General features: G+C 32.5%; 18 protein-coding genes. 4 read left to right on the top strand and 14 right to left on the bottom strand.

Annotated elements, in window-relative coordinates; translation table 11 throughout:
- The first annotated feature begins 220 nt into the window (after nt 1–220).
- Entirely contained in the window at nt 221–970 is a 750-nt protein-coding gene (locus tag ACZ098_RS04210; RefSeq protein WP_487310477.1) for an MlaE family ABC transporter permease, read from the top strand.
- Nucleotides 967–1,734, top strand: coding sequence for an ABC transporter ATP-binding protein (locus tag ACZ098_RS04215; RefSeq protein WP_487310478.1), 768 nt, complete (start codon nt 967–969; stop codon nt 1,732–1,734). Before ACZ098_RS04210 ends, ACZ098_RS04215 begins: the two co-directional genes overlap by 4 nt.
- On the opposite strand, the gene ACZ098_RS04220 is transcribed toward ACZ098_RS04215, so the two are convergent.
- The 5 genes from ACZ098_RS04220 to ACZ098_RS04240 form a co-directional block, all read right to left on the bottom strand.
- Complete coding sequence (locus tag ACZ098_RS04220) at nt 1,731–5,543, bottom strand: T9SS type B sorting domain-containing protein (RefSeq protein ID WP_487310479.1); 3,813 nt, start codon at nt 5,541–5,543, stop codon at nt 1,731–1,733. The two genes, ACZ098_RS04215 and ACZ098_RS04220, sit on opposite strands and share 4 nt — an antisense overlap.
- 65 nt (nt 5,544–5,608) lie before the next feature.
- Complete coding sequence (locus tag ACZ098_RS04225; protein WP_487310480.1) at nt 5,609–6,670, bottom strand: mannose-1-phosphate guanylyltransferase; 1,062 nt, start codon at nt 6,668–6,670, stop codon at nt 5,609–5,611.
- A 476-nt stretch (nt 6,671–7,146) separates the two neighbouring features.
- Nucleotides 7,147–7,749, bottom strand: a complete 603-nt coding sequence (locus tag ACZ098_RS04230) for a SprT-like domain-containing protein (protein ID WP_487310481.1) — start codon at nt 7,747–7,749, stop codon at nt 7,147–7,149.
- 2 nt (nt 7,750–7,751) lie between these two features.
- Nucleotides 7,752–8,429 carry an SDR family NAD(P)-dependent oxidoreductase gene (locus tag ACZ098_RS04235; RefSeq protein ID WP_487310482.1) on the bottom strand — a complete coding sequence of 226 codons (678 nt, stop codon included), beginning with the start codon at nt 8,427–8,429 and terminating at the stop codon, nt 7,752–7,754.
- A 72-nt stretch (nt 8,430–8,501) separates the two neighbouring features.
- Nucleotides 8,502–9,542 carry an Omp28-related outer membrane protein gene (locus ACZ098_RS04240; RefSeq protein WP_487310483.1) on the bottom strand — a complete coding sequence of 347 codons (1,041 nt, stop codon included), beginning with the start codon at nt 9,540–9,542 and terminating at the stop codon, nt 8,502–8,504.
- A 123-nt stretch (nt 9,543–9,665) separates the two neighbouring features.
- Here ACZ098_RS04240 and ACZ098_RS04245 point away from each other — a divergent pair, with 123 nt between their 5' ends.
- Entirely contained in the window at nt 9,666–10,136 is a 471-nt protein-coding gene (locus ACZ098_RS04245) for a TlpA family protein disulfide reductase (RefSeq protein WP_487310484.1), read from the top strand.
- A gap of 4 nt (nt 10,137–10,140) precedes the next feature.
- On the top strand, nt 10,141–11,784 hold the full coding sequence (locus ACZ098_RS04250; protein WP_487310485.1) for a DUF6029 family protein: 1,644 nt from the start codon (nt 10,141–10,143) through the stop codon (nt 11,782–11,784).
- Here ACZ098_RS04250 and ACZ098_RS04255 read toward each other — a convergent pair.
- From ACZ098_RS04255 to ACZ098_RS04295, 9 genes are all read right to left on the bottom strand, one after another.
- A complete protein-coding gene (locus ACZ098_RS04255; protein WP_487310486.1) occupies nt 11,768–12,418 on the bottom strand; it encodes a hypothetical protein in 651 nt (216 codons plus the stop codon). The genes ACZ098_RS04250 and ACZ098_RS04255 overlap by 17 nt on opposite strands.
- 73 nt (nt 12,419–12,491) lie before the next feature.
- Nucleotides 12,492–13,526 (bottom strand): D-alanine--D-alanine ligase, encoded by a 1,035-nt coding sequence (locus tag ACZ098_RS04260; protein WP_487310487.1) that lies wholly within the window; start codon nt 13,524–13,526, stop codon nt 12,492–12,494.
- A 249-nt stretch (nt 13,527–13,775) separates the two neighbouring features.
- Nucleotides 13,776–14,486, bottom strand: coding sequence for an NRDE family protein (locus ACZ098_RS04265; protein ID WP_487310488.1), 711 nt, complete (start codon nt 14,484–14,486; stop codon nt 13,776–13,778).
- Nucleotides 14,474–14,962 (bottom strand): DinB family protein, encoded by a 489-nt coding sequence (locus ACZ098_RS04270; RefSeq protein WP_487310489.1) that lies wholly within the window; start codon nt 14,960–14,962, stop codon nt 14,474–14,476. Before ACZ098_RS04270 ends, ACZ098_RS04265 begins: the two co-directional genes overlap by 13 nt.
- Nucleotides 14,963–15,031: 69 nt before the next feature.
- The gene (locus tag ACZ098_RS04275) at nt 15,032–15,421 is read right to left on the bottom strand and encodes a DoxX family protein (protein ID WP_487310490.1); all 390 of its coding nucleotides are present in this window, start codon (nt 15,419–15,421) and stop codon (nt 15,032–15,034) included.
- A 7-nt stretch (nt 15,422–15,428) separates the two neighbouring features.
- Nucleotides 15,429–15,884 (bottom strand): YHS domain-containing (seleno)protein, encoded by a 456-nt coding sequence (locus ACZ098_RS04280; protein WP_487310491.1) that lies wholly within the window; start codon nt 15,882–15,884, stop codon nt 15,429–15,431.
- Nucleotides 15,885–15,968: 84 nt separating this feature from the next.
- Nucleotides 15,969–16,862 (bottom strand): hypothetical protein, encoded by an 894-nt coding sequence (locus tag ACZ098_RS04285; RefSeq protein WP_487310492.1) that lies wholly within the window; start codon nt 16,860–16,862, stop codon nt 15,969–15,971.
- Between the two features lie 10 nt (nt 16,863–16,872).
- Nucleotides 16,873–17,469 carry a peroxiredoxin family protein gene (locus ACZ098_RS04290; protein WP_487310493.1) on the bottom strand — a complete coding sequence of 199 codons (597 nt, stop codon included), beginning with the start codon at nt 17,467–17,469 and terminating at the stop codon, nt 16,873–16,875.
- A gap of 84 nt (nt 17,470–17,553) precedes the next feature.
- Complete coding sequence (locus ACZ098_RS04295; protein WP_487310494.1) at nt 17,554–18,231, bottom strand: Crp/Fnr family transcriptional regulator; 678 nt, start codon at nt 18,229–18,231, stop codon at nt 17,554–17,556.
- Nucleotides 18,232–18,326 lie beyond the last annotated feature (95 nt).

Below are 18,326 nucleotides of genomic sequence, written 5' to 3' on the forward strand. Positions count from 1 at the left end.
TTTCAATTTTTAAAATTTTGCGTTAGGGATAGCAGTGAAAATCCTTTTATTTTTTTCTTTTTAAAAAATAAAAGATTGCAACGAATAGCCCGACCTGAAAGGTAACGCCCAAAAAAAAGTATTTGATACCGCAAAACTACTTCGCCAATTCGAAAAAATAAAACTCTTTATTTTTCCTCGGGTCACAACTTATAACTATTTTTGAACTTATTTTAAAATTATGATGTTAGTTCGGTATTTATCGCAAATAGGTCGGTATTTTTTAATGCTTAAAGAAGTATTTAACAAGCCAACAAAATGGTCTGTGATGCGAGGATTAATTTTTAAAGAAATTGATGATTTAATTATTGATTCGCTTGGTATTGTGGCATTTATATCTTTTTTTGTTGGAGGTGTTGTGGCAATTCAAACGGCGTTGAACTTAACCAATCCATTAATTCCGAAATACCTTATTGGTTTTGCCACGAGGCAATCGGTGATTTTAGAGTTTGCTCCTACTTTTATTTCCATAATTATGGCGGGTAAAATGGGCTCGTTTATAACCTCAAGTATTGGAACCATGCGAGTTACTGAACAAATTGATGCCTTGGAAGTAATGGGTTTGAATTCTTTAAACTATCTAGTATTTCCCAAAATTATAGCTTCGTTTTTGTATCCGTTTGTAATTGGAATTAGTATGTTTTTAGGAATTCTTGGAGGTTGGATGGCTGGTGTATATGGCGGATTTACCTCATCGGACGAATTTATTCAAGGTCTTCAAACCGATTTTATTCCGTTTCACATTGCCTATGCGTTTATAAAAACTATACTTTTTGCTTTTTTATTGGCGACAATTCCTTCTTTTCATGGCTATTATATGAAAGGTGGCGCACTAGAAGTTGGTAAGGCAAGTACGGTGGCATTTGTGTGGACGAGTGTAATGATTATTTTGGTGAATTATATTTTAACACAATTACTTTTAAGCAAATGATAGAAGTTAAAAACATAGAGAAATCGTTTGGGGAATCTAAAGTTTTAAAAGGTGTTTCGACTGTTTTTGAAACTGGAAAAACCAATTTGATTATTGGACAAAGTGGTTCGGGAAAAACAGTTTTGCTAAAAAGTTTACTTGGTATTTTCACTCCAGATGTAGGCACAATTTCGTTTGACGGTAGAATTTATTCTGAATTATCAGATGATGATAAACGTGAGTTACGAACAGAAATAGGAATGGTTTTTCAAGGAAGTGCTTTATTCGACAGCATGACGGTTGAAGAAAATATTGGATTTCCATTAAAAATGTTTACTGATAAAAGTGCTGCCGAAATTAAGGAACGCGCCAACTTTGTAATTGACAGAGTAAAGCTAATAAATGCCAATCATAAAAAACCTAGTGAAATTTCGGGCGGAATGCAAAAGCGTGTTGCCATTGCAAGAGCAATTGTAAATAATCCGAAATATTTGTTTTGTGACGAACCCAACTCTGGTCTAGACCCAAAAACTGCTACGGTTATTGACAACCTAATTCAGGAAATTACTGAAGAATATAATATTACAACTGTAATTAATACCCATGATATGAACTCGGTAATGGAGATTGGGGAACGCATCATCTTCTTAAAAGAAGGTGTTCTTGCATGGGAAGGAACTAAAAAAGAGATATTTAAAACCAACAATGAAGCTATTGTTGATTTTGTTTATTCTTCAAACCTATTTAAAAAAATCAGAAAAGCCCAGAATAAAGAAGATCTTTAATCGCGTGCAACGTAAACCCAACCTGTTTTTGCTTCGCCAGATTCGAGCGTTACCAAATAATAATAGGTTGCACTTGGTAGTAAATGTCCGTTATAATCTTGTCCGTACCATTCGTTCTCATAATTTGCTTTTTCATACATTACCATACCGTATCGGTTGAAAATTTTAAGATTGGAGACGTCAAATCCAGATAAATTAAACGTGTCATTTTCGCCATCGTTATTAGCCGAAACTCCTTTTGGAATTGAACACAATGTAGTTACAACATCTATAAATTGAGAAGTACTGCAACCTAAAGATGACGTAACAACTACTGTATAAACGCCACGCTCTTGGCCAGTTAAATTCAAAGGATTTGAAGTGCTTGAAAAACCATTTGGACCATTCCATTGGTAACTTACCTCATTGGCAGTAAAAGATTGATTTTCTGGAACGACCTCAACAAGATATTGATTTAAATTACAATTGGCTGTTATCGAAAATTCTGGTACGCTTTCAACTTGAACAGAAATAGATTGAGAAACACTGCAACCATCTGAAGAAGTAGCTGTTACAGTATAATCGCCATTGTTTGCAATTGTGCTATTTTGAATAATTGGATTTTGTAAATTAGATTGAAAATTATTTGGTCCAGTCCAATTGTATGTTGCACTGATACTGCTTGTAACCTCTAACTCGATTGTATCACCTTCACATAGTATCGGATTTGTTGTTAGTGAAGTTAGAACCGGATTTTCATTTAGAGTTACGGTAACTATCGCTTCGTCTACCAGTGTACATGTTCCTGACACTGAATATTTAAATGTGTAAACTCCATATCCTACTCCTTGCGGATTCCAATTGGAACCCGTTAATGCAGATCCACTATTTGTAACTTCCTGCCAAATTCCAGTTGCATCATAAGGACCTTGCAACACAGTATTCAAATTGATTACTGAATTGGAATTACCACACAATGCGATTGCACCGTCATTTCCTGCGTTTGGAATAACCGTTGGCGGAATTGTGAAAGAAATTATTTTATCTACACATGAAACAGAATTCGGCGCAAAAATTCTTACATAATAGGTGCCTGGCGACGTAGTATCTGAAAAAGGATTGAAAGTTAAAGTATTGGTAGTACTCAATATAGTTGTTGTTGCTGTACCTTTCCACCATTGATAACTAAAAAACGGAAACGAGTCAACCGTTAGTTGTCCAATTTGTCCAGCACAAAGATTTTGTGGAGTAATTATTGGTTCTGGTAAAGATGTAATATCCAAAAGTGAATTTACAATATTGCCACACAAATCACTAACTTGAAAATTATAAATTCCTGGTTGTAGTCCTGAAAAAACATTGTTTTGCCCATTATTAACTACAAATGGTAATCCATCTTTTGTTGTAATTTGAAATGTTAATGGCGCAATACCATTTGCATTAATCAAAACCTCTGTTCCTGTTGTAGAACATGGAATTGCATACACAGATGCGATAGCAAGATCTCCAGTAAATTGAAATTCTTTTATTGTAGTAACACAATTTGACAAAGCCGCTGAACCATTTCCATATTCAAAGTACGATTTTAAAATTCTAAAATTCCCTAAAGAGGCAATGTTGAGTTGCGTAGCAAGATTATTCAACTGTAATGCATTTGTTCCATCAGGGATAGAACCATTTGTGTAAACTGCTCCTGTAATTGGATGCTGCCATTGACCAGTAACTGTATTTAACTTTTGCAACCAAAACTCAGCTGAATTATTTAAATTAGAAACATACTCTAAACCTAAATTAAATGACCCACAATTTCCTTGAACTACAGCAGAATTAATAGAAACTGATAGACCAACAACTGATAAATTAGTCGTTCTAGCAACTCCACAGATATCTAAACTTGTTAATGTATACGAACCTTCTGGTAAAGAGTTCATATAAAATCGACCATTACTTGCAATATTTGTAGATACATTAAAGGGTAGTGTCTGTCCAAATGTTGTTGGTGCTGCCGTTATTATCATATTTTGAAGTGGCCCATTTGGACTGTATAATGTTAGCGATGTAAACCCATCTGAACATCCTCTTCTATAATCTACCAAAAGTGGTCCTTGTGAAATAAATTGGCCTACATTAGCGGTGACAACATGTACAAAACCACAGAAATCGGTTACATTAAAAGTATATCCACCAGGAGCAAGTGAAGTAACCGAAGCAGTTACAGCATTATTTGAAGTAATGGAACTGCTGACATCATATGGCAAAGTTTGATTGTAAGCCAGCGGAGCTTGAGTTATAACAATCGATGCTAAAAAACTTCCTGAAATCGATATATTTACAAATCCACTGGTAAGACTGCAACCTGGCGAATTTCCTCCTAAAGCAGTAACTGCAGTAGTATTTCTTGGTGGAATAATTAAGGTTGAAGTATTGGTATTTCCGCAAACATCTGTTATCAAAAAAGTATAAGTACCGGCAGGTAAATTCATAGAAAATCCACCATTATTGATATTTGAAGAAACATCATGAGGTAAAGTAAAACCATACGTTGAAGGCGCAACTGTTATTATCACGGAAGCAATATTTGGACCACCAACATTATCAATAACATTAGTTAAAGGAGTACATTGCGGTTGGGTAGCATTTATTTCTATCTGATGGCCAAAGTCAGAAACAGCTACTGTACCCTGTACTGTTCTATTACAAGCATCGGTAACGCTTATTGTATAAGTACCATTTGGCAATGCATTAAGCGAGTTTGCAGCATAAAAAACCTCCGTTGTAGTAAATGGTCCCGGATGATTTAGATTGTGTACTGCTGGATTAAAACCTGCTGGAGCACTTACAAAATTTACTGTATATGGTGGTAAGAAATCGCATAAACTTAGCACTATTTGTTTATTGCACGAAGGATTTGTATTTGAAGCAAGTGACAATGACATCTGCATTGAAAAAGAGTTGCCAGTATTTGTAAAACTATTTCCACAAGAATCGGTAACGGTTATAGCATAAGATACTTGACCTTGATAATAGGGAAAATTAACACTTATAGATTGTTGTGTTAGACCACCAGAAGTTACGACTTGATTAATTATAACAGGAGTTCCACCACCAGGAGGAGTCAAAGAAAAGGCAACTGTTAACGGATAACTGATTGAATAACCAGTGGCAGCACTAACTGTAAAATCTCCTGACGATGTAGTACAATTCACTAAAGTACAGTTTTTATCAAAATTCCCCACAACTAAATAGGGAACTTGCGGCACTTGCGGCACAGTATAGGTTTGAACTAGTCCATCGCCACAAGCATCATTAACTCTGATATTATAAGTACCAGATGGCAATCCTGTAAAGAAACTAGACGATTGCGGCGGAACAATAACTGGTCCAGAAATAATCTGATAGGAGACTGGATTTCCTTGTGTTACATTTACCTGAATAGTTCCATCGTTACACGTTTCTGGTTGACCAGTAACTTGATAAGCTAACGGTGTAACAAAATTTTGTATTACTTGATTCTGCTGCTGCGAATTGCTTAAAATACCCAAAGTTTGGGTTGCAACTACGCTATAAACACCTGAATTTAAACCTGAAAAACTTGAGTTGTTTGTAACTGCCAAAGGAGTAGCTAAATTGGGCAATAAATAAATAGCATAAGAAACGGTTGCTCCAGCTGTGGTTCCTGAGGTAGAAAATTGAAAGCCTCCATTTCCTGTACATGTTTCATTAGTAACTGCCACATTTAAAGTAAAACTGGACAACTGCGCAAAACTAGTTGGAATGAAAAAAAATAAAAAAATTATAAAACTTACTATTCTAAAAGTATTTTTTTTCATGTTTTGAGGGATTTACTGTTAGCTAAAGATGCAATAAAAACAACAAGGTTGCGTGAAATTTAGTTTTACAAGTCATTGGCTAAGGTAGTTATTCTTTTGATATCTTGTTCTTTACTTTTTGGGTAAATAAGAAGCACATTTTCATTATCTACTATTATGTAATCGTCTAACCCATCAATAATGACCAGTTTTTTAGCTTCAGATCTAATGATATTATTCGATGCATTTTCTAAAATAACAGTTGCATTGACAACTGTATTATTGTTAGAATCTTTATTCAATTTTTCATGTAATGAACCCCATGTTCCCAAATCGTTCCAATCAAAAGTAGCAGGTAAAACGAAAACATTATTGGCTTTCTCCAAAATAGCGTAATCTATAGAGATATTTTCTGAATCGGCATAATTGTCGATGATAAATTGTTTTTCAGAACTGGTATTGTACGTTTCATATCCTTTACTAAACAATTCGTTCATTTGAGGTTGAAATTTTTCAAATGCAGTAGTAATTGAGTTCACACTCCAAATAAAAATACCTCCATTCCATAGGAAATTGCCTGCATCTAGAAACGATTTAGCCGTCTCATAATTGGGCTTCTCTCTAAATTGACTTACTTTTTTTATAGAACTGATATCTTCTTTATCGTATTCAATATATCCAAATCCTGTGTTGGGAAATGTTGGCGTAATTCCTAATGTCATCAAAGCATCATGATTTGAACTGTAATCAAAACAAGTTTTAAGATCTTGAGCAAAAGCAGTTTCATCTTCAATCCAATGATCGCTTGGAGCTACAACCATAACTGCATCGGGATTTTGCTTTTTTATTTTCAAAGAAGCATACAAAATGCAAGGTGCGGTATTTCGCATGGCAGGTTCTAACAAAATTTGCTCTTGTTTTACCAAAGGCAATTGTTGCAAAACCAAATCATTATAACGTTCGTTGGTTAAAACTAAAATATTTTCGACTGGGACCAATTTTGACAATCGGCTGAAGGTTTTTTGGATTAAAGTTTCTCCTGAACCTAACATATCATGGAATTGCTTTGGAAAATCAGATGTTGATACAGGCCAAAACCTAGAACCGACTCCACCAGCCATTATAATTGCGTAATAATTTTTATTCATTTGATTTTGATTCTATTTATAAAGAATTCTTATTAAAGAATCGCTTTGTCAGAATTACAAATATATTTATAATAAATAGGATTTGAAGCAATAATATTCCCAAAATAAATAATATTGGTTCGTGAAAAAATATCGAATTATAATTAGAAATTACATAATAAGTCTTTTGCAACTCTAAATTATATAAATAATATTGATTTAAAATCAATACAAAAATCAATAAAATAGTCGCATAAACGTGAATTCTCTTGAAAATTAAATTCATTCTTAATCCTAATAAATCTATTGAAAGATAAATTGCACTTAAAATCAAAGTTAAAAGAAAAGAAAAAACATAAAGATTTACTTCAGTAAATACATAGTAAGTATCATAAATTGAAATATCAAATACTTTTTCGCGATCAATTAAGATACTAATTAAGTAAAATAATAATGATACAAAAAACAATAAATAGTAAACTTTAAATTTCTTCATTCTATCCCGGAATTATCTCAACCTCAGCATTGGCATTAAACAAAAATAATCGTCCAGTTTGCACTTCAACACATTCGTATCGTTTGGTTCGAAGACCCTTTTTCTGAAAAACACGTCCGTTTTTTATTCTGAATAAACTCCCACTTGGTACTTCATGAATAAAATGTATATCGGCTTTTCTCTCATCAAATTGTTTTAATGCAAATGCTAATTTGGCATCAGTATCACTACTTGCAGTTGGATTTCTAAAATGATTGGCCACCAATGGCAAAACCGAATACGGAAAAATCTCTGGACGAATAAAAGGAACCATCAATCGTTGAAACGTCATTTTCCATTCGTTTCCATGTGGTTTAATATTCCTACCAAATTTTTCAAAAGCTACCAAATGAGCAATTTCATGAACCAACGTAATCAAAAATCGGTATTTATTTAAATTGGCGTTTACTGTAATTTCGTGTTTTCCAGAAAGTCCTTTTCTATAATCACCATGACGCGTTTGTCGCTCATTAACGATTTTTAAATGCACCGAGTTGGCTTTGATTAACTCAAAACAACTTTGAACTGCATGTTCAGGCAAATATTTGGCTAAAACCTCACTCAAATTTAGGGTGTTGTTGAGGAAACTTCTAGTACTTTTCCGTTATAATATTTATTTCCAGTAAGAGCAAAATTAAAGATATAATCAGCCATTTCCTTTGCCGAAAGTGGCGCTTCATAACCTGGAAAAGCTTCTTGCAACATTTCAGTATTAACCGAACCTAGCGCCAAAACATTAAACGCTATTCCTTGTTCCTTATATTCTTCGGCTAACAACTCTGATAAAGTAATAACTGCGCCTTTACTCGAACTGTATGCAGCTAATCCTGCAAATTTCATACTTCCTTGAATTCCGCCCATAGAGCTTATTGAAACCACATGACTACCTCTTTGAAGATATGGAACACAGATTCGAGTTAAATTGGCTACACCAAAAACATTTACTCGATATACCGACTCAAAATCGGTTTGTGAAGTTTCTGAAAACGGCTTTAGCAACAGCGCACCAGCATTATGAATAACAATGTCAACATTTTTCCAAGTTTGAGAAAGGAAATTTTCAACTTTAGCTAATTCATTTTCTTCCGACAAATCTACAGATAGGCAAGTAATATTTTCGTTTTCAATTAATTCCTGTGGTATTTTTCTAGAAATAGCTAAAACTTGATGCCCTTCGCTGGCAAATTGTAATGCTAATTCGTATCCAATTCCGCGTGAAGTACCAGTAATTATTATATTTTTCATTACAATTTTATTTTAGCTAAAATAAAAAAAATCCCACGAAAATGGGATTTTTAAGAACAAAATATTACACATCTAATCTATAAACTCTAATTCTTGACTTTGACCTATTTTGACTTCTCTAACATTCAATACATTGCCATTACTAGCATCGGTTAAAAAAGCGACAATTTTAATATTATTAGTATTATTAATATTGGAAGGCAAATTTACCGAATACATTTTTTGAACTTCTGCACCAGCAACAATTGCATCTCCCGAAATAGATGAAACAACACTTCGCAACACACCATCATATTTAAAATTTGGTATTGAACTTAAACCTCCATATAAATTTGAGGAATAATTGGCTTGTGTATGAAACAAATTATCTTCTACCAAGTAAACCACCAATCTTGTATTCAAATTTTCTGCAAATCCCATATTCACAGCAACCGATATTGTATTTGACACTAAACTTGCATTTATGGCTAACCCAACTTGAGAACTTGCCTTAATTTCGTTTATTACTTGAGAAACGTTTTGATATTGTGGTCCAGACCAACTCAAAGTTCTGTTTATTTTACCTGTTGGTACACCATTTACATTCTGTGCTGAAGCTAACGAATTACCACTTGAAGAAATAAATGGATCATTCCCAAACAGATGTATTTGAACCGAAACTGCTTTACTTGTTTGCTGTTTTAACAATTCTGTTCCATATAAAATTCTAGGACAATTCCCACACCAAGTTCCGCTGTATTCTTCAACCAAAACCCGATTTACAAATTGATTTGTAGTTGTGCTTTCCTCATTTACCGTAATTGAAATCGTACTACTTTGAAAAGTTAAATAGCTTGCCTTAACAGTATAACTTCCTGTCTGAGAAAAGGTGTAACTAGTTCCGGTAATGGGTTCGTCATTAACAAAAATTACACTTTCATCCGTTAAATCAGAACCGAAATTTGAACTCACATTAAAGGTAACCGAATTACCCACAGCCAAATTTGTTTGACTTGAAGACAAATTGATACCTGTAACAACTTGATTTTCTGACACATTATCTTCGGTTTTAGTACAACTAAATAGTAACAGAAAAATGAAAATTCCCGAAAATTGAATAATTAATTTTTTCATGATATTTTTTTTGGTTTAAAGTCTTTTTCTAAGCATGGTAAAAGTACCACTGTTATTTTTTATGAATTGTCGGGTAAATTACATTTGATAAAAAAAAATGAAAATAAATTTGAAATAAAAAAAATGAAAAAATTTATTCTACTATTCCTTTTTACAAGTTGGATTTCTACTGCTCAAAAACTTCCCGTTGTAGACCTTGAAAATTTAGATGGAGAAACAATTTCAACCGCAACATTCAATTCTGAAAAACCTGTAGTCATTACATTTTGGGCAACTTGGTGCATTCCTTGTCTAAATGAACTTTCATTTGTTAATGAAGTTTATGATGAATGGCAAAAAAAATATCAATTTGATTTTTACGCTGTATCGATTGATGATGATCGAACCGTTAGAAAAGTTGCTCCATTAGTAAACGGGAAAAATTGGCCTTTCAAGGTTTTAATTGATACCAATCAAGATTTAAAACGAATGCTTAATATCAATGCAATACCTTATTTAATTATTGTTAAAAATGGGACAATCATTTACACAAAAAATGGATTTGTAAAAGGTGATGAATTAAAAATTGAGGATGTAATTTCAAAAAATCAATAGCAGAATGAAAAAAATAATTCTAGTATTTATGCTAATTTCAAATTGGTTTTCGGCATTTAGCCAACTCTCTGGGAGTTTTGAAACGTACTCCTCTTGGTATGTTGATGATGAAAAAATAAAACTCGAAGCTTTGGAAGCGGACGAAAGATTGCGAGCTAACAGTTATTTAAAATTGGATTATAATTATAAAAATTTTACAACTGGTTTTCAACTTGAAAGTTACGAACCAAGAGCATTATTGAATTATTCTCCACGTTTTAAAGGTACAAATATTGGTACTTTTTATTTAAATTATACCAATAAAAAAAATACTATCGACATTACAACTGGTCATTTTTATGAAAAATTTGGAAATGGTTTAGCACTTAGAACTTGGGAAGACAAACCGCTTGGAATTGCGAATTCATTATTTGGAGTAAAAGTAAAATTCAAACCATACAAAGGCATCGAAATTACAACACTCTATGGGAAACAACGCAACGGTTTTGGTACAGATTTTAGCAACAGTAACCTATTTGGTGCAAATTTAGATGTAAAACTTTCCTCTTTAACAAAAACAAAAACGGCTACTTTTGGTTGGGGTACAAGTTTTGTAAATAAAAATGAGGCAATAACTGATGTTCCTTCCAATGTTTATCTGTATTCAAATCGATTTAATTTTAAAAGAAAAGGATTTACAGTAGATTTTGAATATGTTTTTAAATCGGAAGATGCCTTAGTAGAATTTGGCGAAGTACGACCTGAATTTCTTTTTGATGGAGATGCTTTACTAATTAATATGGGCTATTCTAAAAAAGGATTGGGATTTAATTCAAGCTTTAGAAGAATGGAAAATTTTGGATTTTATTCCCAATCAGAATTATCTCGAAATAGTTTTAACGAGGCGCTATTAAATTATATCCCTTCAATTACCAAACAATTTGACTACAGTCTGACCAATATTTATGTGTATCAGGCGCAACCCAACTTACGATTTGAACCAGATGCCAACAAATCGGGTGAAATTGGTGGTCAATTTGATTTATTCTACAACTTTAAAAAAGGATCTTCACTTGGTGGTAAAAACGGACTGAATATTGCGTTAAACTATGCAACTTGGTATGGTTTAAAAAGTATTTACAACTCTGATGAACGTCAATACGAAGCTGATTTTATCGGTTTTGGACAAAAATTTTATACCGATTATAGTATTGAAATTAGAAAAAACATCAACAAAAAATGGACTTCAATCTTTACTTATTTGAATCAATACTATAATTCTAAATTTGTTGAAGAAACTGTTGGCGAAGTAAATACCAATACTGTAGTTTGGGACAATCAATACAATTTTTTGGGAAGCAAAACTATAAAAATAGAAGCCCAACATCAATGGGCAGATGCAGGTTTTAAAAATTGGGTTGGAGGATTAATCGAATACAATTTCAATACCAATTGGTCTATTTTTAATAGCAATTTATACAATTATGGAAATTCGGATGCTACCAAAAAAATAAATTACTACACAGTTGGAACAAGCTATTCTAAAAATGCTACACGCGTTCAATTGAGTTACGGTAGGCAACGAGGCGGTTTAGTATGCATTGGTGGTGTTTGCAGATTTGTCCCTGAGAGTTCTGGATTAACCCTAAATATTAATTATTCTTTTTAATGAAATACTTTTTATAAAACTTAATTGCTTGAAAAATTCCCAATCCAACAAAGACAGTAGGAATAATTATTTTCATCAAATATTTAGCTAGAAAATCGGTTTGGTTGGTTACATAATCTAAAGACAAAATCAACACCAACATCCCGCAAAATGTACCCAAAACAGTACCTAAAACATAGAAATATTTTCTTGAATTAGAAACTTCAATATAATTCCCATTTAATAAATACAGATTCCAACTCGTCCAAAACGGAATTTGAATAAAGTTCAAACAGCTTAAAAGTAATCCGATTACAAAAGGAGAATAACTGACATATTTATCTAAAATAGACTCATTAGAGGCTTCTTTTGATGCACTTGCATAAAAAATATAAGCCAATAGAAACATGAAAACTATTGAAAAAGCTTCGATAAACTTAATTAGTTTTTTATTCGCAATTAATTGATTTGCAAAAAGTAACGTGCAATAGATTACTAAAAACTCAATTAAAATTACACCAAACAAATAAAAAATGGTTTCTTCGATTCCGAATTTTTTAAAAACTTCATAGCCTACAATATTCAAATATCCTAAAGGAATTGATCCAATAAAACTGATTAAAAATCCAACTAATATGTTTTTGAGTTTTTGCATTAAATTTTACACGAATTATACCAATTTTCACTAATTCTAGAATGAAACAATTATACAAATTAAAGCAAACTATTTAAAAATTTACAATCTTACTACTTTGTTCCAAATGCAATCGGTATTCTTTCATTCCAATTTTATGTGGCAAATAAGGTGATCCATTTTTATGATTGATTCGGCTTATTTCGTACATGTACGTAATGTGACGCGCCAATTCTTTCCAAGCAAAAAAGATAGAATGTTTAGGATCGTAAATGTGTGTTGGCTCGCTTGCAGCTCCATTCAGTTCCACCAACGAAAAGTTTTTACCTTCTTCAAGTTCGTTCCAAGTATTGTACATAATATCCAATCGACCAAAATAAAATCCTGGAATTTGAACACACATTTCATCAATAACTTGAGTAAGTTTTGGACTAATCCAATGACTTGCATCGATAAATTTAGCCCCACGAGCATGATTTCCAAAAGGAACTAAATTCAGTTTTTCATTGACAGGTAAAACTTCTTGTAGCTTTTTTCCATATTCGCGTTGTAACGATGGTAACTGAAGTTCGAAACGCGGATTAAGCTTTAGTAATTCTTCAATTGTTGACTTGCCATTTCCTTCCACAATTAAAAATTCTTTAGCTACAATTCCGGTAATTCTTCCTTGCTTTTGGTTGGGATAACGAACATAAAAAATTCCTACTTCGTTTTCAAATGGAATTAAATCTTGAATTAAATAATCAAAATCGGCTTTGGAATGATAGGATTTTAAATCGTCTAACGAATTGATTTTTTTTACTGCTGAACCACGCAATCCAATATCTGGCTTAGCAATAAACGGAAATTTTATTTGTGATTCTTGAAATATATCATTTACTTTTTCAAAAGGAATTTGTCCTAAAATTAATTCAGTTTTGGGAAAATAGTTTTGCGGAATAAGGTCGTAAATTTCTTTTTTGGATTCGTTCATAAATCCGCCATTTTTTATGGTAGGATTACTAGCGTTGAAGAAAAAAATAGATCTAGCACGAATAGAATAATACGACCAAAGAAAATATATTGGAATGTAAACAACTTGAAATGGCCAATATTCCCAATGGGTTAATTTATGTAAAAAAAGTTTCAATTTATTAGTTTGTATTTTACTGATTATGAATTTAATATAATTTTCTTTCGAAATCCTGTCTTGCGTGAAGGATTACTTCACATTGCCTTCATTTCCATAGGAGTTCAGTGAACTTCGTTTACAGCGAAAATCCTTTTTCTTTTTTTCAAAAGAAAAAAATTGTAGCGGAAAGCCTGACAGCAAAAGTAGAAAAATGATGTGAGGTATCGAACATTATTTTTCTACTTTTGGTAGCAAGCCCAAAATATTTTAAACGGTAATAAATGTATTGGAAAAATCTTTATTTGCAATTAGGTCGTGATGAACTAAAATAACTTTGTTCTGATCCACCACAGATTGCGTAATGCTTAGTGTTTTCATCGAATCATTTCTATTGATGATAAGTCCGTTTTCCTGATTATCATTTTCGGTATAACGATGAAAATTATACATTTCGGTTTCGGTAATTTCTGGTTTTGTATCTAAAAATGTGTGAAACCAATTAGATCGTTTATCACGAATCTCTTTAGGATACAGTGTTGAAGAGGACCAAATATGACTCTGTGTAGTATCTAAATTTAAAGTGGTTTTTTGAATTCCATTCCAACGCAATTGATACAATTTATGCTCTTGAAATAAAACTAGTGTGAAAGGTTCAATATTATCTAAGTCAATTTCATTCCATTCATTAATCGCTGAATTTGAAGATATTAAATCTAAAACTATCAATCCTCTACTCTTTCGGTATGGCAACTTTACTTCGTGTTTTTCATCAGCGCCATTAAGTAAAACTAAAATTGTTCCTTCCTCGGTAATTGCATACCAAGTTCCTCCAGCTTTTGGATCTTTTGGAAAAATAATATTTTTATTATTTACTAAATAATTTTTTGGTTCGATGGCACTTGGTCGGGCAACTTTTTCGTCACGATTGTGCGTTATTATTGCTTTTCCGTTAGAAAAAACAAAACTTACTGTGCACATTGCTTGCGGTATTCAATTGTAGAACGTGCTACTCCAAAATTGGCATCAATTGTAATAGCATCGTTTTGTAAAACGGCCACTTTAATCAACGCTTGATGGTGAATGCAATGTTCTAAATTGTATAGTAACTCGCGGTGGTAATTGCTTTCAATATTCAACTCTTCGCCATCAACTATTTGCTGCAAAATCACATTTTTGTTAGGTTTATCAAGGGTTTTGATAATTTCTACAATTGTTTCTTTGGCAAAATTAGTATCCGTTTGAATTAAATAATCACGCTTGCGGTCGTCGTAGTTTATAACGCCGGCTTCGTATTGTTTTTCAAGACATTGAAACATTTCGATAATATGACGCGTATGTTCACCAATTGTTGCGTTACTTAATCCGTGACACGGACAAATATAATCGTCAATTGAAAGCTGCGAAAGTAAATCTGACAACTCGTTTAACGTGTTTTTTATTGAAGGTATTAGCATTGTGTTTCAGTTATATCTTAAAATGTACGAATTTAGGTGACTTTTAGTTTGAAGTCAACAATTTAGGAATTAAAATTTAAATTTCAACAAGTTGGGAATTTTATTTTTTTCACTGTAAATTAGTACGATACAACACGTTAATGTTACAACTGCTAGTGCAAATAAAGTCCCTCCGTCGTCTTTAACAATAATTCCGAGTGCAAATATATGAGAAAAAATGGCACCAAACATAGTTCCAAAACCTAAAATTGCACCAACCAGTGTTGTTCTTGGTATTAATAGTAATATTGAGGCTATTAATTCTACTATTCCAGAGCCAATTCGACCATAAGGTTCGATACCTAAAGTGGTGAAAATATATACCGATTCTTCGGCACCAGTGAATTTAAAATATAAGGTTTGCACAAGAATTACAACTGCTATCAGTTTAATAATCCAAAGAAAAATTGGGTTTTTCATCTCTAAATTAATTTAAAAATTTTTTCCAACTCACATCTGCTTTTCTCTTCAAATTACTTTCATCTTTGTTCCAAGTTTTTAAAGTATTGTTGAAAAAGGCGTTGTAAAACAAGTACAATTTATTGTCGATGATTTTAAATGTTGCTGGATCAATTTCTACTTTTTCGCCAGTTGCACCCATTGCATAAGCACACCATCCTCCATATTGTGGCTCATAATTAGCAGGATTTTTTACAAATAAATCTTTGTTGGCTTGAGATGAAAAATTATAAACAACACCTTCATAAGTAGTGGTTATGGTAGATTTTCCTTTAGCTGCTTTTTTCAAAGTAAAGTACGCAACTGGATCATAACCTTGAATGGCTAACTTGTTTTCTAAATTGTATTCTTTTACTCTTTTTGAGGTTTGACTGAATGCTGTTACAGAAAGTAAGGCAACAAATAACAAAATTGTTTTTTTCATGATTTTAAGTTGTTTTATTTTTATGGTACAAAGATAAAACGCTGATTCAAATCGTTTTGTCTGATAGTTTACATTTGAGTAAAATTAAAAGGAAATTCTGTAATTAATACCCGCAACAAAACCTCTAGTCAATCCGTCAGGTCGAATTTCTCGAACTACAAATGGTGTTGCAAGCGAGAGTTCAATCGAATTTCTTTTGTTAATTTGGTAGGAACTAATTAGATTTCCATTAATGGTTAACCCATCTGAACCTTTGATTGTTTCTCTTTGACTGAATTGATTTTCGAAAGTATCTTCACCTAAATGATAAATGAACAAAATATTGGGTTTAAAGGTAAATTTTTTAAGTTTATACGAATAGGTTGTTCTAAAAAGAGCATCTGATTTTCGTTCGAATAGATTGGTGGTAGGAAAATCGTCGGAAGCCGAAAATTCATCGAAATAAGAATTTTTATTATTATTAAAAACAGGAATTTGAATAGCAGCATTAAAGTCCCAATTCTTGTATTTTAAATTGGTTCCCAAAAACAAATCAATAGTTCCCAAACTCGATTGATAATCTAGCGGAAGTGCATTACCATTAACTGTACGATTGGAATTGGTAAATGGAAATTTCCACCCAACCAAGGCACTCCATTGTTTATTTTTAAATTCTTTAAACGTATAATTACCAACAAGAAAAGCATCTCCAAAAGAAATGCTAGTTCCCAAACTTCCATTGGCTGACGAAAAAGTGACTTTTGTACTAAGAGAAAATTTATCATTAAACTTTCTAGCATACGAAACGTAGGGAGAAATATAAGTAACATCGGCTTCGCCAGTTCCAAAAATTGCAGCAATTTCAACATTATTTTTTAGTTCTTTCTCATCAGAGTTAAAGCCGCTTCCCACCGAGCAAATTCCGGCATCACTGCAGCCTTGTGCAAAACTAAAATCACCAATTATAACAATCAAAAAAAACATCAACAGCTTCTTCATGGCTTACTTTTTATAGTGATTTTGTAACTGATAACAACAAATCGTTGGTGATACGATGTTTATAGTCCGGCGAAATATATTCAAAAACTATTGTTCCTGACTCATTTACAACAAACAAACTTGGAACGGGTATATACAATTCTGTATTCAAATCTTCAGAGCTTTTTTTAAGATACTTGCCATATCCTTCTGGAGCTTGAAAAGCAATACCAAAAGCTTTAGCAAATGCTCCGTTACTGTCTGAAAGTAAAGTATAATTTAATTTTTCTTTTGTTTGAGTTTCCATCAAACTTTTAGGTGAATCGGGACTAATCGCAATAATTTGATAACCTTGTGCAATCAATTGACTTTCAGCTTCGGCCAAAGCACTCAAATGCGCATTGCAGTACGGACACCAACCACCGCGATAAAAAACCAAAATTGTTTTCTTAGATTTTATGATATCCGTTGTACTAACTGGTTTTCCATCACTGGATTTTAAACTTAAACTTGGTACATCTTCACCGATTAATAACGGAGAAATGTCGTTAGCCGATTTTGGCAAGGTTGTTTGTGCAAATAATAAAGTATTGGATGCGAAAAAAAGAAATAAGACGATTCGTTTCATAATAATTGAATTAAATTAATAATCAAATTTATTTCAATAGTACAAATACAAATGTCGGGTAGTTTACATTTGGTGGGGAATTATTTACAACTTCGCAATATCATCAATAATAATCTCTTTTCGATTGTAATAAATGATATTTTTTTCTTCCAATTCGTTTAATAATAACGTAGCCGTTTGTCTTGAAGTACAAATAATTTGAGCAATATCTGCTTGGGTTAGGTAATTGTTGATGGTATATTTTTTACCTTCTTGTATGCCTTCTCGTTCAGCCCAATCTTTGAGAAATGATGATAATCTGGTTTTAGCATCTTTAGAAACCAAATTGGAATAATTGTTTTTGAAGCGTTTCATTTTAAGTCCAACAAACTTGGTATACGACAAAGCTAAAGTTGGATTTCGAACCAATAAATCTTCAAAATCAGACAACAAAAAACTACAAATAGAAACCTCATCAGTTAATACTTTGGCGTATTCGTTTACATTTTCATCGGCTTCAAGGGATAATTCGCCAAACAAATCGCCTTTTTGTAGAATTTCTTTTATGGTTTCGTTACCTTCTTCATCGATGGAAACAATTTTGATGTTTCCTTTTTTGAGTAGAAAAATGCGAGGCACATCGGAAGATGAAAAATAAATCACATCACCTTTGTTGGCTTTTTTAAATCCTGTAATAATGCATAATTGCTTAATTTGAGACATGCTCAACGTCCAAAACAATTTATGATCGCGCAGATACCAGTATTTTAATTCGTCGTACATGAATAGGAATTTGTATGGTAAAAGTATTAAAAATTCGAATTCAAAAACAAAACCCTTTCAGAATATTAAACTGAAAGGGTTTGAATTAACATTAT

Source organism: Flavobacterium sp. SP2 (assembly GCF_057626655.1).